Raw genomic sequence first — 18421 nt, forward strand, 5'->3', positions numbered from 1 at the left:
ACCGTCCACCACGAGCAGACAAGGGAGTCCGCCACCGTGGCCATCTCCGTGTTCGACCTCTTCTCCATCGGCATCGGGCCGTCCAGCTCGCACACCGTCGGCCCGATGCGCGCCGCCCGGATGTTCGTCGGACGCCTCAAGAAGGACGGTCTGCTCGCCCAGACGGCCTCGGTGCGCGCCGAGCTGTTCGGTTCGCTCGGCGCCACCGGCCACGGCCACGGCACCCCCAAGGCGGTCCTCCTCGGCCTGGAGGGCCACTCCCCGCGCACCGTCGACGTGACGCGCGCGGACGCGGAGGTCGAGCGGATCCGCACGACCAAGCGGCTGCGGCTGCTGGGCGCGGAGATAGGCACCGACCACGAGATCGACTTCGACGAGTCGACCGAGCTGATCCTGCACCGCCGCCGCTCCCTGCCGTACCACGCCAACGGCATGACGCTCTACGCGTACGACGCCACCGGCGCCCCGCTGCTGGAGAAGACGTACTACTCGGTGGGCGGCGGCTTCGTCGTCGACGAGGACGCGGTCGGCGAGGACCGCATCAAGCTCGACGACACCGTCCTGGCGCACCCCTTCCGCACCGGCGACGAGCTGCTGCGGCTCTCCCGGGAATCCGGTCTGTCCATCGCCGCGCTGATGCTGGAGAACGAGAAGGCGTGGCGCACCGAGGCGGAGATCCGCACGGGGCTGCTGGAGATCTGGCAGGTCATGCAGTCCTGCGTCGCCCGCGGCATGTCCCAGGAGGGCATCCTGCCGGGCGGTCTGAAGGTCCGCCGACGGGCCGCGCACTCCGCCCGCCAGCTGCGCTCCGAGGGCGACCCGCTGGCGCACGCGATGGAGTGGGTCACCCTCTACGCCATGGCCGTCAACGAGGAGAACGCGGCCGGCGGCCGGGTCGTCACCGCGCCCACCAACGGCGCGGCCGGCATCATCCCGGCCGTCCTGCACTACTACATCAACTTCGTGCCCGGCGCGGACGAGGACGGTGTCGTCCGCTTCCTGCTCGCCGCGGGCGCGATCGGCATGCTCTTCAAGGAGAACGCCTCCATCTCCGGCGCCGAGGTCGGCTGCCAGGGCGAGGTCGGCTCCGCCTGCTCGATGGCCGCCGGCGGCCTGGCCGAGGTGCTCGGCGGCTCCCCCGAGCAGGTCGAGAACGCCGCCGAGATCGGCATGGAACACAACCTGGGCCTGACCTGCGACCCGGTCGGCGGCCTCGTCCAGATCCCGTGCATCGAACGCAACGGCATGGCCGCCGTCAAGGCCATCACCGCCGCCCGCATGGCCCTGCGCGGCGACGGCCGCCACCACGTCTCCCTCGACAAGGTCATCAAGACCATGAAGGAGACCGGCGCCGACATGAGCGTCAAGTACAAGGAGACGGCCCGGGGCGGGCTCGCGGTGAACATTATTGAGTGCTGAGGGGGGGGTACGGGGGCGGGGGCCTGACCAGTGCGTTCGGGTGTTTTAGCGTGGCCGGGCCGCTCTCCGCAACGGGGGGATCCGGTCCGCGGCGCCGCGTAGGCCCGTCTTGATCACCGCTGTCTCCCCGGCGCGGTGACCTTGACCCGGGTCAGGCCCGAGGCCGCCGTCGCAGGCCAGGTTGCCGGAGCCGCCGCCGTCGCAGGTGAAGGCGGCGGCTCCGCGCCGGGTGAGTGACGCGGCCCGGTGCCTCGTAAGAGGTGTGTGCGGTGTGTGCCCCCGCTGTCAGGAGACCAGTCCGCTCACCTCGCGCAGGAACTGCGGCCAGCCGCCGGGGCGGCGGCCGTTGCCCGGGGGTTCCAGGGTGAGCTGGAGCGTCCGTTTGAGCGGAACCGGGGACTCCATGATCGCCGTATTGCGGCGGGCGAGTCGTCGGAGTTCGTCGTCGGTGGGCAGCCGGTCGCTCTTGGCGCTGTTGCACGTCTCGTGGGCGGGGGCGAGGTTCCACAGTTGGTCCAGATCGGGGCCGGGCCAGCCCGAGACGCTGCCGTAGCGCTTCATGAGGGCGTACGGAAAAACGTGGTCGACGACGGTCCTGCACTCCGGCGCGATGTCATCGCCGCAGGTCAGGCAGCGGCCGTGCTGGAAGCCGATGACGGCTTCGGTCACCCCTGCCACGGACCGGCGCCGCTGGGTGTCGGTGAGTGCCGACGTCGCCCGGTCGACGGTGAACCCGTCGGCGATGAGGCTGCGGCCGATGCCCGTGGCGAAGGAGTTCTCGACGATGCTCCACCGCGCACCCAGCTCCGCCCGGAGCCCCACGGCCTGCTCCGACCGCGCCACCCGGTGCAGGTCGTCGGTGAGCCGCACGATCCGGCGCCCCGGACCGCCGGAGCCGCCCGCACTCCCCCCGCTGCCCGTCACTTCGTAGAAACGGTGCGGGAGTTCGGGGATGCCCCGCAGGTTGTGGAACTTCCGCAGCACCATCGCGGGCAGGGAACGCACCGCCGCGTCCAGCAGTCGGTCGGTGGGGGTGCCGAGCCGCCGTGACTCCGCGCTCTCGGCGGCGACGACGGCCAGGAAATCCGCCGTGCCGACCGGTGTCCTCTCGGACGCCTGCGGGGCCTGCGCCGCGTGCTCGACCAGGCTCATGGCATAAGGGACCGCGAGATCGCGCAACGGCACCTCGGCGTGCCCCTGCCGGGCGAGGTCCAGGAGGGCGCGACCCAGCGCGAACTTGTACGTACGGGAGTTGGCGCCCATCAGCACCGCCAGCCGCCACGACGAGCGGGCGGACGGCTCCACCCGGTAGAACTCGCTTCCCGTCATATTCCCCCCTTCTCCAGGACCAGCCGGCTCCAGCGCACCTCGTCCCGGCCGAGCTCGTCGCCGTTCGCGCCGGTGTGGATCACCCGCAGGCCGCAGCGCCCGGCCGTCGCAACGGTTTCCTCGGCGGACACGTGGAACATCCGCCGCTCCTCGGGCAGCGGTCCGTGCCGCAGCGAGACGAACAGCCGCCCTGCGGGGGCCAGCAGGTCGTGCAGCCGGCGCATGGCCGGCTCGCGCTCGCCCTCGTCCAGGTGCATCCACACCGCGGAGAGGAGGATCAGGTCGAACGGCCCGGTCAGCGGCGTCAGCGCCGGGAGGGCTCCGGGCAGCCATGTGACGGGCACGTCGTCGTGCAGCTTCCGGGCCACCCGGCGCAGCTCCCGGACGGGCTCGACGGCCACCACGTCATAGCCGCGCCGGGCCAGCGCCGCGGCGTCGCGCCCCGTGCCGGCCCCGATGTCCGCGGCCCTGGCCGGTGCGCCGGGCAGCAGATGCAGGACGTCGCGATGGACCGTCTCGAAGCTCACGCTCTCGTACCGCTCGGCCAGCACCGCCGCGGAGCGGGCGTAGTACGGCTGGACCCCGGAGGCGGCGCCGTCCCGCGGATCCGGCGCATACGGATCACCGGCCCGGACACCTCCCGGTCCGTCGTCCCGATCGCCGTTCCGGTCGCCGTCCCCGTCGCCGCTCCGGCCGTTGCTGGATCTCGTCATGCCGAAAGGCTAGATGACCCCACTGACAGTCCGGCGCGGAGCGGCGGCGGACCGGGGCGGACGGATCCGCGCGGCCGGTTACCGGCCGATCTCCCAGGCGAACGGCGGGAGTTCGCGGGCCCGGGAGTAGATGTCCAGGGCGCGGGCCGCCGCGACGAACGGGTGGACGCGGGCGCCGTCGAGGCCGGCCAGGAGGCGGGCGCAGTGGTGGACGCAGCCGGCCGCCTCCTGGCCGTGCCGGTTCACGATGGTGGCGGCGTCGGGCGGGCCGTCGCACGGGGTCGGATCCTTGGCCGCGGCGGCGGCACAGCGGCCTTCCGGGGCCGATGGTGCGGACGGAGACGGTGGCGCGGACGGGGCGCGTGGCGAGGACGCGGCGAGTGGCGGGGACGCGGCGAGTGGCGCCGGCCGGTCGGACGTGGCGGATTGGTCGGACGCTGCCGGTCGGTCGGACGCCGCGGACGTTGCGGGCGTGGCGAATGTTGCGGCCGGGTCAGCCGGAACCCGCGGCCCGGCAGGGCCACTTGAGACGGCCGGGTCAGTTGAGTCGGCCGCGTCGGTTGAGACGGCCGCATCGCGACGATCCGCGTCGCGGCGGTCCAGATCGCGACGATCCGCGTCACGACACTCCGGCTCGTCGCGGGGCCCGTCCACCGGGCCGTGGAGCTGATGGTCCATCGTTGCTGCCCCCCAGATGGCGCTGCCTCACGTGCTCGCTGTCGGTGCGGGTGCCGGCGGCCGTTGCCGCAAGCCGCCGGAACACAGGACAGTGCTGCTCGGCAGGGGCCGCTGCCATGCCGCATTGGGAAAGACCTGGACCGATCCTCATCGATTCATGGCCATAAGTGTTATCAGCGTTCGAATTGCGGGAGCGGTGCGGGCCGCCACACCCTCGCCTTACCGGGAACCCGCCCGGTTCACGGGGAAGGGGTGCCCGGGTGCCGGGCGGTGGCGCGGCGGGAGTACACGAAGGGTTCCGCGAGGAGGGCGAGGGCCAGGACAGTGGTGGCGAGCAGCCAGCCGGCCAGGACGTCGCCCGGCCAGTGGACGCCCAGATAGACACGGGTGGCGCCGATGGCGACGGCCCAGAGGGCGAGCAGCGCGCACCAGAGGCGGGCGGTGCCGCGGCGGGCGTACCGCCGGACGCCCCAGACCAGGATTCCGGCCGCCAGTACCGCGGTGGTGGAGTGGCCGGAGGGGAACGAGTAGCCGGAGGCGGGCCCGGCCCAGTCGGCGGCCGGCGGGCGCGGGCGGGCGATCAGTTCCATCAAGCCGTAGCGGATCGCCTGGCCGACGGCCAGCGCGCCGACGGCGCAGATCACCGCGTGGAACCGGCCGAGCGCGCCCCGGCCGGCCAGCAGTCCGGCGAGCACCGCCATCAGGTACGGCACCGGGCCGGTGCCGGTCGCCGTGAGCACCCGGGCCACGGAGCGCCACGGCTGCCCCCGGTGCGCCGTGGACCAGTCGTGGGCGGCCTGTTCGGCGGGCAACGGGGCTCCGCCACGTACGGCGACGACGACGGACACGGCGGCGAACAGCGCCGCGCAGACCACCGCGAGGGCCACGAGCGGGCCGGTACGGTGCGCCCGGCCGCCCGCCGCCCCCGGTGCCCGCCCCTTCGGTGTCACCGCGCCGCCACCAGGGGACGCAGCCGGGTGGCCGAGAGGCGGTCGACGGCGGGCGCCGCGCGGCGGGCGAGCAGGGTGAGCGGCCATGCGACGAGGGCACCGATGAGCAGACCCACGACGACGTCGTGCGGGTAGTGCGCGCCGACCCAGATCCGCGAGGCCCCCATCAGGAGCGCGGCCGGGACGGCGATCCAACCGAGCCGGCGGCCGCACAGGACTATGGCGACCGCGGCGGCGGCCGCGATGGCCGAGTGGTTGCTGGGGAACGACCAGTCACCGAGCGCCGGACACGCTTCGACGGTGACCGTGTGGAGCGTCTGGCAGGGCCGCTGTTCGTTGAAGAAGCTCTTGATCACGTCGTTGGCGACATAGGCGGCGACGACGGCGACGGGGGCGGCCAGCGCCATCGCCATGGCGGTGGCGCCGGCGTGCCGGGCCCGCCACCAGCCGATCAGCATCAGGACCGCGAAGAGCCCCAGTCCGTAGTCGGTCCAGTAGGAGACGAGGGTGTTCAGGACGTGCGGGGCGCGCTGTGCGAGATCGGTGATCCAGGTGTACAGGCCGCCGTCGATCGAGGCTCCGCCGAGGGCGAGGGTGGTCACTGGGGGTCTCCTTGGCGGATCGGTGGGGATGCCGGTGCCGGGTCGGTACTGATGCCGGTACCAGTGTTACGGATGTTCCGGGAACTTCGGATGCGGCGGATCGGTGGTTCAGGAGGGCGGCGGGGCCGACGGGTCCGGCTGCGCCGCCGGCCGCCGTCGGGACCGCAGCACTTCGACGGCGAGCGGGGTCAGCGACGCGATCACCACGAGGGCGACCAGCGGCAGCAGATAGCGGTCCACCTCGGGGATGGACGCACCCAGTGCGTACCCGGCGAGGGTCAGGCCGAGGGTCCAGATCAGGCCGCCGGCGGTCTGCCAGAGGGCGAAGGTGCGGCCGGGCACACCGAGGGCGCCCGCCAGCGGGTTCAGCACGGTCCGCACGACGGGGACGAAGCGGGCGAGCACGATGGCCTTGGCATGTCCGTAGCGCGCCAGATACTCCTCGGCGCGGGCCAGTCCCGCCCGCAGCCGGTGGGCGCGGCTGCGGGCCAGCAGGGCGCGGCCACCGCGCCTGCCGATCCAGTAGCCGGTCTGGGATCCGGCGAGCGTGCCGACGGCGGCGGCCGCCAGGACCTGCGGCAGCGAGAGGTGCACGGCGCCGCCCGCGCCCGGGGCGCAGAGCAGTCCCGCGGTGAACAGCAGGGAGTCGCCCGGCAGGAAGAAGCCGACCAGCAGGCCGGTCTCGGCGAACAGGACGACGGCGACGCCGAGCGCGCCGAACGCCGCGAGCAACGAGCCGGCGTCCAGGACGTTGACGGCCTGGGTGACAACTGTCACCGGCAGGTCCGCTGCGGCTGCGGGCATGTCAGTGGGCCCTCCCATAATGGGTTCCGGGCCTGCCGAACGGCCGGCCCGGCCGACTACAGTCGCGTAGACGGTCTACGGAACTGTAGACGAAAGAAAGGTGGCGGGCGTTCCGTGTCGGAGACACCACCCGCGCAGCGGCGCCCCGCCGGCGAGCTGGAGGCGAGCGTGCTCGCGGCGCTCTGGTCGGCCGAGGGGCCGCTGAGCCCGGCCGGGGTGCAGAGCGCACTGGGCACCCCGCTCGCCCGTACGACCGTCACCACGATCCTCACCCGGCTGCACGGCAAGGGCGCGGTGTCCCGCTCCCGGGCCGGCCGCGGCTATGTCTACTCGCCGATACACGACTCCGCCGGGCTCACCGCCCGCCGGATGCGCAGCGAACTCGACAAACAGGACGACCGCGGCACCGCCCTCGCCCGCTTCGTCTCGCAACTGACCACGGAGGACGAGCGGTTGCTCCGCTCCCTCCTGGACGAACCGGACGGCGCCGCGCCGGACGGACCGCCCGCCGCTCCCCTGCCCGGCCCCGGCGCCGCCCCGTGATCTTCGCCGTCTGGATTCCGCTGCTGATGCCGCTGCTCGCCGTGCCGGCCGCCCGCCGGCTGGCGGAGTCGCTGCCGCCGCGTGCCGCCGCCTGGCTGCTGACGGGCTGCGCCGCCGCGCTGGCCGCGTGCACGGCCGCGGCGCTCGGCCTGCTGCTGGCCGCCGGTGCGCTGCGGCTGCCCCCGGTCGCCGCGCTCGGCCATCTCTCGCTGCCGCTGCTCGGCGGCGAGCCGGCCGTGACCGTCCCCGTGGCCTGCGCCGCCGGTGCCGCGCTGGCCGGCTGCGCCGCCGCCGTCGGCCGCCGCGCCCTCCGTCACCGCGCCGAACTGCGGGCCGCCCGCCGCGCCGCCGACGCGCACACCGCCGCGGGCGATCTGTGCGTCCTCCCGGACAGCGCCCCCGACGCCTACGCCCTGCCGGGCCGCCCGGACCGGGTGGTGGTCACCGCCGGGATGCTGCGGGCCCTGCCGCCGGCCGAACGGGAGGCGCTCTTCGCCCATGAGCGCGCCCATCTCGCGGGCCGCCACCACCTCTTCCTGCTCACCGTCGCCCTGGCCTCGGCCTGCCATCCGCTGCTCCGCGGGCTGCGTGCGCCGCTGGCGTACGCGCTGGAGCGCTGGGCCGACGAATCGGCCGCCGCCCGGGTCGGCGACCGGCGGCTCACCGCCCGCGCCATCGGCCGCGCCGCGCTGGCCGCCCGCCCGCACGAGACGGCGCGGCACCGGCCCGGCATGGCCCTCGCCGCGACGGCCGGTCCGGTCCCCCGCCGGGTCGCCGCCCTCCTGGCCCCCGCCGCGGCCCCCGGCCACCCGCCGATACGCCTCCGCTCCCGCGGCCTGCGCCTGGTCGCCGCGGCCGTGCTCGCCTGCGTCGCCTGCTCCACGGCCGCCGCCCTGGACGCCGCGGCCGACCTGCACAGCTCGGTGGAGACGGCCCAGGGGGACACCGGGAGGTAGGAGAAAGGACGGGAGACGGGGCGGCGCACTACCTCGGTCCCGCTGCCAGGTCCCGCCCCGTCCCGGTTCCGCTCCCCCGTCCCGTGTCCCACCCCGGTTCGGTCCTCGCCACTGCCTCCGTCCCCACCGTGAAGCCGAAGGTGGCGCCGCCGCCCGGCCGGTGGGCGGCGAAGGCGTGGCCGCCGTGGGCGGTGGCGATATCGCGGACGATGGCCAGGCCGAGGCCGGAGCCGGGCAGGCCACGGGCGGCCGGGGCGCGGTAGAAGCGGTCGAAGACGCGGGTGCGGTCGGACTCCGCGATGCCCGGTCCCCGGTCGAGGACCTCGATCCGGGCGCCGGTGACCACCACCTCGATCGGTTCCGTCCCGCCCGGGTCGAACTTGGCGGCGTTCTCCAGCAGGTTGGCGAGCGCCCGGTGCAGCGCGACGGGCCAGCCGCCGACCACCGCCGGGCGCTCGGTCCGCACGGTGATCTCGCGGCCGGTGCGCCGGCGGGCCGGTGCCGCCGCGCCCTGCGCCACATCGGCCAGGCGCACCTCGATCAGCGGGTCACCGTCCCGCTGTCCGGCCGCCAGCTCCACCAGTTCGTTGACCAGGTCGGTCAGTGCGCGGGATTCGCCCGTCAGGTCGGCGAGGAGTTCCGCGCGCGCGTCCGGGGGCAGTTCGTCGAACCGCTTCAGCAGCGAGATGTTCGTCCGCAGCGAGGTCAGCGGGGTGCGCAGTTCGTGCCCCGCGTCCTGGACGAGCCGCTGCTGGTCCTGGACCGAACTCGCCAGCCGGCCGAGCATGTCGTCGAAGGCCCGCCCGAGCCGGGCGACCTCGTCCCGGCCCGCGACCGGGACCGGTACGTCCAGCCGGCCGTGCTCCGCCACGTTCTCGGCGACCGCGGTGAGCCGGACCAGCCGACGGGTGATCCGGCGCGCCAGCCACCAGCCGGCGGTCCCGGCCAGCACGGTGACGGCCGCCGCCCACAGGGCGGTGCGCCACTGGAGGTCGGAGAGCATGGCCTCGGTCTCGCTGAACTTCTGGGCGACCTGCACCGCCCCGCGGCCACCGCCGAGCGCGACGGTCGCGACGTGGTACCTCTCGTCGCCGATGTCCGCCTCCCGCTCCAGATAGTGGCCCGCCGCCGCGGCCGCGGCGACCGCGCGCTCCTCGTCGCCTACCGGGAGGGCCGGGCGCCCGCGGTCCACGGTCCGCCCGTCGGGGCCCAGGACCTGGACGTCGGTGCGGTGCGGCCGGGCGAGGACATCGCGCGGCCCGACGTGGTCGGGGTCGGAGCGTACGTAGTCCACCGGCCGGCGCGGCTGCTCCCGCACCTGGGTCCGCAGCTCCGCGACGACCTCGGAGAACACCGACCGCTCGTCCACCCGCACCAGCCGGGCCGCCGCGTCGTAGCTGAGGAAGCCGACGAGTACGGTCACCGCGGCGGCCATCGCGGCGAAGGCCACCGCGAACGCGGTCCGCAGGCTGGCGGGTTTACGGGTCCGCAGCCAGGGGCCCAGTCCGCCGCGCGGTCCGGCCCGCCGCCGGCTGCGCCGCAGGCGGGCGAAGTGCGCGAACCGTCCGCCGGTCCCCGGCACGTCAGTCCTCCCGCAGGACGTAGCCGACGCCGCGCACCGTGTGGATCAGCGGCCGGCTGCCCGGCACATCGACCTTGCGCCGCAGATAGCCGACGTACACCGCGAGGTTCTTCGAGCCGGGGCCGAAGTCGTATCCCCAGATCCGGTCGTAGATCGTCGAGTGGTCCAGGACGATCCCGGCGTTGCGCGCCAGCAGTTCGAGCAGCTCGAACTCGGTCCTGGTCAGCTCCAGTTCGCGCGGTCCGCGCCAGGCCCGCCGGGACAGACCGTCGATCCGCAGATCGGCCGCCTCGACGACACCGCTGTCCACCGCTCTGGTGTCGTACGCCTCACCGTTCCCGCCCTTCCCACCGGCACCGGCACCAACGCCGGACCCGTCGCCCGCACCGGCGTCCGCCGTGCCGTCCGCGCCGGCCGGCCCCTCGGCGCCCGCCCGTCCCGCGGGTGCCGTCCGCCGCAGCAGCGCCCGCAGCCGGGCGAACACCTCCTCCACCTCGAAGGGTTTGACGACGTAGTCGTCGGCGCCGGCGTCCAGCCCGGCGATCCGGTCCGCCGTGTCGACGCGGGCGGTCAGCATGAGGATCGGGGTGCGGTCCTGTTCCGCCCGGAGCACCTGGCACACCTGGAGCCCGTCGATACCGGGCATCATCACGTCCAGCAGGATCACATCGGGGCGCTCGCGGTGCGCGGTGGCGAGCGCCTGGATCCCGTCCGCGACGGCGGTGACCCGGTACCCCTCCAGGGTCAGGGCACGCTCCAGCGCGGTGCGGATGGGGCGGTCGTCCTCGGCGAGCAGTACGGCATAGGTCACCCGGCAAGTCTGCCAAGGCCCGGACCGGGCGGCGCCGGGCGGCCGGTACCGCCGTGGCTTTCTTACCGGGCTCTCACCCGGGCCACGCCGTGGGCTTACCCCGTGACGTCACGGTTGGCCCGTGCCGGACGGGCCGGTCGCGGCGGCCTGCCGCGACGTGGGCACCGGTCGGCCGGAACGACTCGGCGCGCCTCGGGAAGACACCGCATGAAGAGCACGGACCACACGCAGCACCCACCGCACACGCCCGGCACCCCCGGTACGCCCGGCACACCGCACACGACGCACTCACCGGACGCGGACCCTACGGCGGTCCCCGCACCCGCGACGGCGGCCGCCCCCGCCACCGCCCCCCGCCTCAAGATCGCCCTCCTGCTGCACAACGCCTATGCCATCGGCGGCACCATCCGCACCACGCTCAACCTCGCCGCCGCCCTCGCCGGACGGCACGATGTCGAGATCGTCTCGATGCTGCGGCATCGCGAGGTACCGCGGTTCGCCGTGGATCCCCGGGTGCGGCTGGTGCCGCTGGTGGACATCCGGGTCGGCAGCGACGATATGGCGGATCCGCTCTTCAGCGAGCCCGCGCTGGACTTCCCGGCGGCCGAGAAACGGCACCACCAGTACAGCCGGCTGGTCGACGTCCGGGCCGCGCGGTATCTGCGGGCCAGTGACGCGGACGTCCTGATCGGCACCCGGCCGGGCATCAATGTCTACCTCGCCAGCTTCGGGCCGCGCCGGGCGCTGCGGATCGCCCAGGAACACCTGCGGCACGACGCGCACAGCGAGCAGCTGCGGGCCGAACTCGCCCGCCATTACCGGACGCTGGACGCCGTCGTCACCACCACAGAGGCCGACGCCGCCGTCTACCGGGCGCGGATGCCGCTGCCCGGTGTCCGCGTACTGGCCGTGCCCAACGTCGTACCGGCGCCGGCCGGACCGCCGTCCGACGGCACCGCGAAGGTGATCGCCGCGGCCGGCCGGCTGGCCCGCGGCAAACGCTTCGATCTGCTCATCGAGGCGTTCTCCGCGGTCACCGTCAAACACCCGGACTGGCGGCTGCGCATCCACGGCGGCGGTGCCGAACGCACCCGGCTCCAGGGGCTGATCGACGGACTCGGGCTCGCCGGCCGGGCGGAGCTGACCGGCCCGCGGTCGCCGATCGAGGCGGAGTTCGCCAAGGCGTCCCTCGTCGTATCGGCCTCGGACGCCGAATCGTTCGGCATGACGATCGTCGAGGCGATGCGCTGCGGTGTGCCCGTCGTCAGCACCGACTGCCCGCTCGGCCCGGCCGAGATCATCCGGCACGGTACGGACGGGCTGCTGGTGCCGCGCGGCGACGGGCGGGCGCTGGCCGGCGGCCTGATCGACCTGATCGAGGACCCCGTACGCCGACGCCGGATGGCCCGAGCCGCGCTGGAGGGGTCCGGTCGCTACGACCCGGAACCGATCGCCGAGCGCTACCGGCTCCTGTTCCGGGAGCTGCGTACGACGCGCCACCGCCGGGCCGGGCAGCGCGCGCTCGGGCAGACCCGCGCCCGCGTCCGCACTCTGCTGCGGCGGTGGAAACAGCGTCACCTCGCGGTGCCCCGGTACGACTCCGGGGCCGCCTCGACGCCACGCTGAGCGGCCCCGCGCCGCACGGGCCCGTTCCGGCCGGGAGGACCGGACCGGGCCCGCCGTCGGTACGCGCCCGTGGCGGGCGCGAGGCGGTACGTGACGCGGCGGCCGATGCCTGGGACAACGGACGTTCCCGGAATCACCGGAATCCAGGAACTCCAGAGGGACCACAGTGACCTCAGCACGGATCCCACCCGCCGCCTCCGCCTCCGCCGCCGTTTCCGCCCGGTCCGCCACTTCCGCCTCACCGGTCGTCCACGCCTGGCACGCGCTGCGTACGCTGCGCACCCCGCACGCCCTGCGCGCCGTCCGCGCACCACGCCCCGCCCGGCCGGCCGCCGTCCCCTGGCTCGCGCTCATCGCGCTCGGCTACGCCCTCGTCCAGTTCCTCGTGGTCCTCCCGCACACGCATCTCGCGCTCGGCTGGGACGAGTCGGTGTACGTGTCGCAGAGCGACCCGCGCACTCCGGCCGCGTTCTTCAGCGCGCCCCGTTCGCGCGGCATCAGCTATCTGGTGGCCCCGGTCACCGCCGTCTCCCCCTCCGTGCCGTTGCTGCGCGGTGCGCTCGCGGTCGCCTCCGCCGCCGCGCTGTACGGCGCGTTCCGCGGCTGGGTCCCGCTGCTCGGCCGCCGTACCGCCGCGCTCGCCGCATTGCTCTTCGCCGGGCTGTGGATCACCGAGCTGAGCGGCTCCCAGGTGATGCCCAATCTGTGGGTGGCGCTGGGCGCGGTGGCGGCGGCCGGCTGGTTCCTGCGGGTGCCGGACGAACCGCGCGCCCGGTGGTGGCTGGCCGGCACGCTCGCCTGCTGCGCCCTGCTGCGTACCCCCGACTGCGGCTGGGTCACCCTGCCGCTGCTGGTGACGGCGGTGTGCGTACGGCGCCTGCGCCCGGCGCTGCCCGCGCTGCTCGGCGGTCCGGCGCTCGGCGCGGCGCAGTGGGTGGCGGAGGCGTACGCCCGGTTCGGCGGGATCGCCGGGCGGCTGCGCGTCTCCAGTGCCACCGAGGGCGGTATGGGGCTGCACCACGGTTTCGGCGCGGGTGCCGGTGCGGCGCTGCGCAGCCTCAACGGGCCGCTGCTCTGCCGCCCTTGTGACCACTACACGCTGCACCAGCCCGCGCTGGCCCTGTGGTGGCTGGCGCTGCCGCCGCTCGCCGCGGCCGCGCTGCCGGCCGCGGTGCGCCGAGGCCGGCCGCTCGCGGTCACGGCCGTGCCGCTGGTCTGCGCGGTCTCCGTCGCGGTCCCGTATCTGCTGCTCCTCGACTACTCGGCGCCGCGTTTCCTGCTCCCCGCGTACGCGCTGCTCGCGCCGCCGGTCGCGGCGCTGGCGGCGGGCGCGGTCCGTACCTCCCGCGCCCGCCGGTCCGCCGCCACCCCGCATCCCGCGCCCGCCGCGCGCGGTCGCCGCCGTACGGGGAACCGGTGCGCCACCGCGGCGGTACGGATCGGCGCGCTCACCCCTGCCGGCCTCGTGATCGGGGCCGTCCTCGCGCTCCATCTGGTCAGCCAGGCAGCGGTGTTGAGCGGTACCTCGGCGCAGGCCGCGGTGGTCGCCGACCGCTACCGGCAGGCCGCCCGCACCCTCCGCAGGCTCGGGCTGCACCCGCCCTGCCTGGTCGTGGGCCCGCACGCGCAGCCGGTCGGCTACCAGGCGGGCTGCGCCTCCGCCGACACCGAGGGCAACAACCGGTCGGTCACCCCGCGGGCGCTGCTGCGCCGGGCCGCGCACGAACCGACGGCCGTCCTCACCGCGGGCGCGGGCCCCGGCACCGGGCCCGCGCCGCCCGCTTACGCCCGTAACTGGACCGCGCACCCCCTCCCCCGTACGGGCGGCTGGCTCGCCTACCTCGCTCCCGCACCGGCGGCCACCACACCGCACCGGGAACCCCGCATGGCACCTGCCCCACCGCGGCCACAGCCTCCATCAGCCCCTGTGGCCCCAGCTGCCCCATGAGGCTCACGGGCAGCCCCGGAAGCCGTTCCACATTCCCCAACCCGCCGCAGATACAAGGAACTTCCGCGGCACCTTCCGGCGTCTCCGGTCCTGAACATGCTGAACTGCTGCGACGCAGATGACGCTTCGAAATCGCAGGTCCGATCGGCAGGAGACCGCTCATGCTGCATGGTGTCGATGTCAGCTCGTACAACACCTCGTATTCCGCCGAGGGGTTGGACTTCGTGTTCATCAAGGCCACCGAAGGCCGTTCCTATGTCAATCCGAACCAGTCCGCACAGGCCGCGAAGGCCCGTAGCGCGGGGTGCGTGGTCGGTTTCTACCATTTCCTGTGGCCCGGGAACATCGCGGCGCAGGCCGCGTACTTCGTCGAGAAGTGCGCCTCCGTCCAGGGCGACCTCCTGGCCGCCGACTGGGAGACCACCGGTTCGGGGACGGCGGCGAGCAATGCGGAGAAGGACCAGTTCCTCAAGGAGGTCAAGCGGCTGCGGCCCACGCACCGCGCACTGCTCTACTGCAACCGCGACTTCTGGCTCAACCGCGACAGCACCTCCTACGCCGCCGACGGCCTGTGGATCGCCGACTACGTCACCGCCGGGCAGCCGCGGATCAAGGCGAACTGGCGCATCCACCAGTACACCGACGAGCCGCTGGACAAGGATGTGGCGGACTTCACGAGCAAGGCCGCCCTCAAGTCCTGGGCACACCCGGCATAAGGTTTTACGGAACCACCGGAACCCCCGGCGTCGCCAGAACCACCGGCGCCGCCGGAACCACCGGCACCATCCGGCCCGCCGGCACGCGGACCGAGAACCAGAAGGAGCGGCCGTGACCGACCCGGCGTCCAAGGCCCTGCAGCAGGAGATCGCCCGGGATCTCCAGGTGAGCGCGTCCTTCGACGCCGAGCGGGAGATCGAGCGCCGGGTGGCCTTCCTCACGGACCGGCTGACCTCCACGGGCCTGCGCTCCCTGGTCCTGGGCATCAGCGGCGGCGTCGACTCCACGACCGCGGGCCGGCTCTGCCAGCTCGCGGTGGAGCGGGCCCGCGCCGCCGGGCACGCGGCCACGTTCTTCGCGATGCGGCTGCCGTACGGCGTCCAGGCCGACGAGAAGGACGCCCAGCTGGCGCTCGACTTCATCCGCGCCGACCGGGTGCTGACCGTGGACATCCGCCCGGCGAGCGACGCGGCGCTGGACGCGGCGGTGGCCGGCGGTATCGCGTTCCGCGACGCCCGTCACCAGGACTTCGTCCAGGGGAACATCAAGGCCCGCCAGCGCATGATCGCGCAGTACGCGGTCGCGGGCGCCCACGAAGGGCTGGTCGTGGGCACCGACCACGCAGCCGAGGCGGTCTCCGGCTTCTTCACGAAGTTCGGCGACGGCGCGGCCGACGTGGTGCCGCTGAGCGGGCTGACCAAGCGCCGGGTACGGGCCGTGGCGGCGGCCCTCGGTGCCCCGGCCGAGCTGGTCACGAAGGTCCCGACGGCCGACCTGGAGACGCTCGACCCGGGCAAGCCCGACGAGGACGCGCTCGGCGTGAGCTATGACGAGATCGACGACTTCCTGGAGGGCGGGCCGGTCACCGACACCGCCTTCCGCACGATCGTCCGCCGCTACCGCCTCACCGACCACAAGCGCGCGCTCCCGGTCGCGCCCTGACCGCACCGGGACCGGGCGCCGCCCACTCCCCGGGGCCGCGGCCCCGCGCCGGACGGCGCGCCCTCTCCCCCCTCCCTGCCCGCCCCCTCACCCACATGTCATGTGCCGGTAAGGGGGCGGTCACCGTTTCGGTGCTAAACCGTGGGCGTGAACGGGCATGCATGAGGCCATGGGAAGCCGCGAAGTGCGATCGGAAGATCAACTGTCAGTGGGGCCGCCTACGCTCCGAGGCATGGGTTACGCACACCTGCGCGAACTCCAGACCGCGCTGACCACCGCCTCCGATATCGCCTCGGCCCTGCAATCCGCGCCCACCCGGCGCGACGCCGACCAGCTCGTCGACGTCCTCCGGCGAGCGCTGACCGCCGCCAGTTCACTGGGCGCCGAGACCGGCCCGACGGGCTGCGCCGTGCATCCGCACGGCGCGGTCGACCCCTTGTACGGCGACCCGGAGGATCCCCTCCCGCCGGGCTACGGCAAATGCCTGCTGTGCAACGACCGTCGCCGCCGGGCCGACGCCCACCGCCCGCGCCCGCAGCCCCATCCGCGCTTCCGGCGCCACTGGCGGCAGAGCGCGTAGCGGGGGCACGGGCGCCGGGGCGGGGTCCCGTCCCCGGCCCCGTCCCGGTCCGGCTGCGCGCCCGCCCGGCGGCGCGCCCGGCTGCCCACGGCGCCCCGTCCGCGGCCGGTCAGTCCCGCGGCTTCTTCTGCGGCCGCAGCGCGATACGGCCGAGCACCGCGGCGACGATGAGCGCGACCACCGCGATCAGCACGAAGTCCGGTACGCCGTTGCCGAAGTCCCGTACCCACTCCTCGACACCGACTTCGGCGTCCGCGTCCAGGATCCCGGGCAGTGCGCTGGTCCCGTTGAAGAGCAGGAACAGCACGCCGATACCGATGAAGAAGACGCCGGACAGGGTGGACGTGGTGTGCAGCCGCAGCTTTCCGAGGGTGATCTCCCGGCCGCGCAGCCAGCCGCGGGTGCCGAGCTTGAAGCGGTCCCACAGCAGCGCGAGCACGAACAGCGGCAGCGCCATGCCGAACGCGTAGACGGCGAGCATCGAGGCGCCGTAGACCGGCGAGCCGCTGACCGCCGTCACGGTCAGCACCGCGCCGAGGATCGGGCCCGCGCAGAAACCCGCGAGGCCGTAGACGCAGCCGAGAAGGAAGGTGGAGACGGCCGACCTCGGGGTGATCTTGGCGGCGGCCGCCTGGGCGCGCCGGGAGGCGAACCCCAGGCCCAGGATCTGGGCGACGCCCATCGCGATGACGACCCAGCCACCGACGGCGATCAGCAGATCGCGGTGGCCGTTGAACAGCCGGCTGGCTGCCGTGCTGGCCGCGCCGAGCGGGACCAGCGTGGTGGCCAGCCCCAGATAGAACACACCGGTGCGGGCGAGCAGTTTGCCCGGGTGCGAGAGGGAGTACGCGAAGAACGCCGGCAGCAGCAGCGCGCTGCACGGGCTGAGCAGCGCGAGGGTGCCGCCGAGAAAGGCGGCGAGGTAGCCGATATCGGTCACTTCGCGGCCCCCTCGGTCTTCTTCGCCGCGGTCGCCGCGGCCTCCTTGACGACCTGCTCGAAGATGCCGGTGGGCTGGGCGCCGGCGATCGGCCGGCCGTTGACCAGGAAGGACGGCGTGGACTGGACGCCGAGCTGGTAGCCCTCGTCCTGGTCCTTCTTCAGGGCCTTTTCGGCGTCCGCGCTCTTGAGGTCGGTGCGGAACTTGTCGAGGTCCGGGACGCCGCTCGTGCGGGCCATCTCGACGAGCTTCTCCTCGGCCAGTGCGTCGCCCTTGCGGGTCTTGGCGTACAGCTCGTCGTGCAGCTGCCAGAACCTGCCCTGCTGCCCGGCGGCCCAGGAGGCGCGGGCGGCCCGCTCGGAGTCGGCGCCGTAGATGGTGAAGTTGCGGAACTCGATGCGCAGCGTGCCCGCGTCGACGAACTTCTTGACCAGCTCCGGCTGGGTCTCACGGGTGAAGCGTCCGCAGAACGAGCACTGGTAGTCGGCGTATTCGACCAGGACCACCGGGGCGTCCTTCTTGCCGATCGCCAGCGGATCACCGGCCACCCGGCGGCTGGTCAGCTTGGCGTACTCCTCGTACATCCGCTGCTGACCGGCGTCCTCCTCGGGCTGTGCGGAGGCGGCGGCCTCGGGCGAACCGGTGGCGGTCGGCGCGGCGTCGTCGCGTTTTCCCTCGACGGCCTTGCCGACGGCGACACCGATGGCGATCACCGCCACGATGAGCGCGAGCACCGCGCCGATGGCGGCGATTTTGCGGGTGGGAGAGGCGGAAGCGGACATGCGGAAGCTCCAGACGTACGGAAGGGGGAAACAGAACCGGGTGCGTCGGGGCGACGGCCTATATCCGCAGTACGGGGAGGAGCGCGAGGTGGTCGGTGGCGGGCGCGCCGTCCGTGGGCGGCCGGGCGAGCGCGAACTGCGCGGGTACGTCCGCGGCGAGCGGCACCGCGCCGACGGCGGCGGGGGCGAGCGGTTCGGCGCGGTGCTGCGCGGGCAGCGGAACGGATTCATCGGGCCCCGGCGCGTGCCGCCCGGAGCACTTCTTCGGCGCCTCGGCGACGGCGACGGGTGCGGCCACGCGGTGCGGCCCGCCGGCCTCCGTACCGGAGGGGGCGCCGGCCGCCGGGGGCTGCGTCCACGCGGCCGCGGCCGTGGCCGACCGGTCCGCCGCCGACCACATCTGGTCACCGCCGATCCGGCAGAGCAGCGGTGCGAAGGTGACGGCGAGGAGGAGCAGCGGGGTCAGCACGGCCGACCGGCACACCGGGCGCATCTGCCC

Annotated in this window: 19 protein-coding genes; 8 read left to right on the forward strand and 11 right to left on the reverse strand. The window is 74.2% G+C overall.

The features are described 5' to 3' along the window. Positions 1–36 precede the first annotated feature (36 nt). Complete coding sequence (locus tag IH09_RS12985) at positions 37–1419, forward strand: L-serine ammonia-lyase (RefSeq protein ID WP_052856356.1); 1383 nt, start codon at positions 37–39, stop codon at positions 1417–1419. A gap of 285 nt (positions 1420–1704) precedes the next feature. Here IH09_RS12985 and IH09_RS12990 read toward each other — a convergent pair whose 3' ends face one another. The 6 genes from IH09_RS12990 to IH09_RS13015 form a co-directional block, all read right to left on the reverse strand. Then, positions 1705–2748 (reverse strand): HNH endonuclease, encoded by a 1044-nt coding sequence (locus IH09_RS12990; protein ID WP_052856357.1) that lies wholly within the window; start codon positions 2746–2748, stop codon positions 1705–1707. Beyond that, positions 2745–3461, reverse strand: a complete 717-nt coding sequence (locus IH09_RS12995; protein WP_110952258.1) for a class I SAM-dependent methyltransferase — start codon at positions 3459–3461, stop codon at positions 2745–2747. Before IH09_RS12995 ends, IH09_RS12990 begins: the two co-directional genes overlap by 4 nt. 78 nt (positions 3462–3539) lie before the next feature. Continuing rightward, positions 3540–3707, reverse strand: coding sequence for a hypothetical protein (locus IH09_RS13000; protein WP_240150746.1), 168 nt, complete (start codon positions 3705–3707; stop codon positions 3540–3542). Between the two features lie 671 nt (positions 3708–4378). Beyond that, positions 4379–5089, reverse strand: a complete 711-nt coding sequence (locus IH09_RS13005) for a phosphatase PAP2 family protein (RefSeq protein WP_052856358.1) — start codon at positions 5087–5089, stop codon at positions 4379–4381. Further along, positions 5086–5691, reverse strand: a complete 606-nt coding sequence (locus IH09_RS13010; RefSeq protein WP_052856359.1) for a phosphatase PAP2 family protein — start codon at positions 5689–5691, stop codon at positions 5086–5088. The genes IH09_RS13005 and IH09_RS13010 overlap by 4 nt, the downstream gene beginning before the upstream one ends. A 108-nt stretch (positions 5692–5799) precedes the next feature. Continuing rightward, positions 5800–6495, reverse strand: a complete 696-nt coding sequence (locus IH09_RS13015) for a DedA family protein (RefSeq protein ID WP_052856360.1) — start codon at positions 6493–6495, stop codon at positions 5800–5802. A 114-nt stretch (positions 6496–6609) separates the two neighbouring features. On the opposite strand from IH09_RS13015, the gene IH09_RS13020 reads away from it, so the two are divergent. Beyond that, the gene (locus IH09_RS13020) at positions 6610–7038 is read left to right on the forward strand and encodes a BlaI/MecI/CopY family transcriptional regulator (protein ID WP_052856361.1); all 429 of its coding nucleotides are present in this window, start codon (positions 6610–6612) and stop codon (positions 7036–7038) included. Then, positions 7035–7994, forward strand: a complete 960-nt coding sequence (locus IH09_RS13025) for a M56 family metallopeptidase (protein WP_094791811.1) — start codon at positions 7035–7037, stop codon at positions 7992–7994. Before IH09_RS13020 ends, IH09_RS13025 begins: the two co-directional genes overlap by 4 nt. 28 nt (positions 7995–8022) lie before the next feature. On the opposite strand, the gene IH09_RS13030 is transcribed toward IH09_RS13025, so the two are convergent. Next, positions 8023–9429, reverse strand: coding sequence for a sensor histidine kinase (locus IH09_RS13030; protein WP_110952277.1), 1407 nt, complete (start codon positions 9427–9429; stop codon positions 8023–8025). Positions 9430–9577: 148 nt separating this feature from the next. Next, positions 9578–10387: a response regulator gene (locus IH09_RS13035; protein WP_052856362.1), complete on the reverse strand. Its 810-nt coding sequence runs from the start codon at positions 10385–10387 to the stop codon at positions 9578–9580. 207 nt (positions 10388–10594) lie between these two features. Between IH09_RS13035 and IH09_RS13040 the strand changes: the two genes are divergently transcribed. From IH09_RS13040 to IH09_RS13060, 5 genes are all read left to right on the forward strand, one after another. After that, positions 10595–12013, forward strand: a complete 1419-nt coding sequence (locus tag IH09_RS13040) for a glycosyltransferase family 4 protein (RefSeq protein ID WP_110952259.1) — start codon at positions 10595–10597, stop codon at positions 12011–12013. 166 nt (positions 12014–12179) lie between these two features. After that, positions 12180–13961: a hypothetical protein gene (locus IH09_RS13045; protein WP_190233278.1), complete on the forward strand. Its 1782-nt coding sequence runs from the start codon at positions 12180–12182 to the stop codon at positions 13959–13961. Positions 13962–14122: 161 nt separating this feature from the next. Beyond that, positions 14123–14677, forward strand: coding sequence for a GH25 family lysozyme (locus IH09_RS13050; RefSeq protein ID WP_052856363.1), 555 nt, complete (start codon positions 14123–14125; stop codon positions 14675–14677). Between the two features lie 112 nt (positions 14678–14789). After that, a complete protein-coding gene (gene nadE, locus IH09_RS13055; RefSeq protein WP_052856364.1) occupies positions 14790–15620 on the forward strand; it encodes an ammonia-dependent NAD(+) synthetase in 831 nt (276 codons plus the stop codon). Between the two features lie 232 nt (positions 15621–15852). Further along, a complete protein-coding gene (locus IH09_RS13060; RefSeq protein WP_052856365.1) occupies positions 15853–16200 on the forward strand; it encodes a hypothetical protein in 348 nt (115 codons plus the stop codon). Between the two features lie 109 nt (positions 16201–16309). Here the strand turns inward: IH09_RS13060 and IH09_RS13065 are convergent, their stop codons facing one another. From IH09_RS13065 to IH09_RS13075, 3 genes are read right to left on the reverse strand one after another with little or no spacing between them, the layout of a single operon-like run. Beyond that, entirely contained in the window at positions 16310–17140 is an 831-nt protein-coding gene (locus tag IH09_RS13065) for a cytochrome c biogenesis CcdA family protein (RefSeq protein WP_052856366.1), read from the reverse strand. Beyond that, positions 17137–17922: a DsbA family protein gene (locus IH09_RS13070; RefSeq protein ID WP_052856367.1), complete on the reverse strand. Its 786-nt coding sequence runs from the start codon at positions 17920–17922 to the stop codon at positions 17137–17139. Before IH09_RS13070 ends, IH09_RS13065 begins: the two co-directional genes overlap by 4 nt. 58 nt (positions 17923–17980) lie before the next feature. Further along, on the reverse strand, positions 17981–18415 hold the full coding sequence (locus IH09_RS13075; RefSeq protein ID WP_052856368.1) for a hypothetical protein: 435 nt from the start codon (positions 18413–18415) through the stop codon (positions 17981–17983). Positions 18416–18421 lie beyond the last annotated feature (6 nt).

Source organism: Streptomyces celluloflavus (assembly GCA_000720995.1).
Classification (GTDB): domain Bacteria; phylum Actinomycetota; class Actinomycetes; order Streptomycetales; family Streptomycetaceae; genus Streptomyces; species Streptomyces celluloflavus.

Coding starts and splice junctions, on each gene's coding strand:
- IH09_RS13075 (WP_052856368.1), bottom strand. CDS start 18,415: ATGCGCCCGGTGTGCCGGTCGGCCGTGCTGACCCCGCTGCTCCTCCTC.
- IH09_RS13040 (WP_110952259.1), top strand. CDS start 10,595: ATGAAGAGCACGGACCACACGCAGCACCCACCGCACACGCCCGGCACC.
- IH09_RS13060 (WP_052856365.1), top strand. CDS start 15,853: ATGGGTTACGCACACCTGCGCGAACTCCAGACCGCGCTGACCACCGCC.
- IH09_RS13015 (WP_052856360.1), bottom strand. CDS start 6,495: ATGCCCGCAGCCGCAGCGGACCTGCCGGTGACAGTTGTCACCCAGGCC.
- IH09_RS12995 (WP_110952258.1), bottom strand. CDS start 3,461: ATGACGAGATCCAGCAACGGCCGGAGCGGCGACGGGGACGGCGACCGG.
- IH09_RS13070 (WP_052856367.1), bottom strand. CDS start 17,922: ATGTCCGCTTCCGCCTCTCCCACCCGCAAAATCGCCGCCATCGGCGCG.
- IH09_RS13050 (WP_052856363.1), top strand. CDS start 14,123: ATGCTGCATGGTGTCGATGTCAGCTCGTACAACACCTCGTATTCCGCC.
- IH09_RS13030 (WP_110952277.1), bottom strand. CDS start 9,429: ATGGCCGCCGCGGTGACCGTACTCGTCGGCTTCCTCAGCTACGACGCG.
- IH09_RS12990 (WP_052856357.1), bottom strand. CDS start 2,748: ATGACGGGAAGCGAGTTCTACCGGGTGGAGCCGTCCGCCCGCTCGTCG.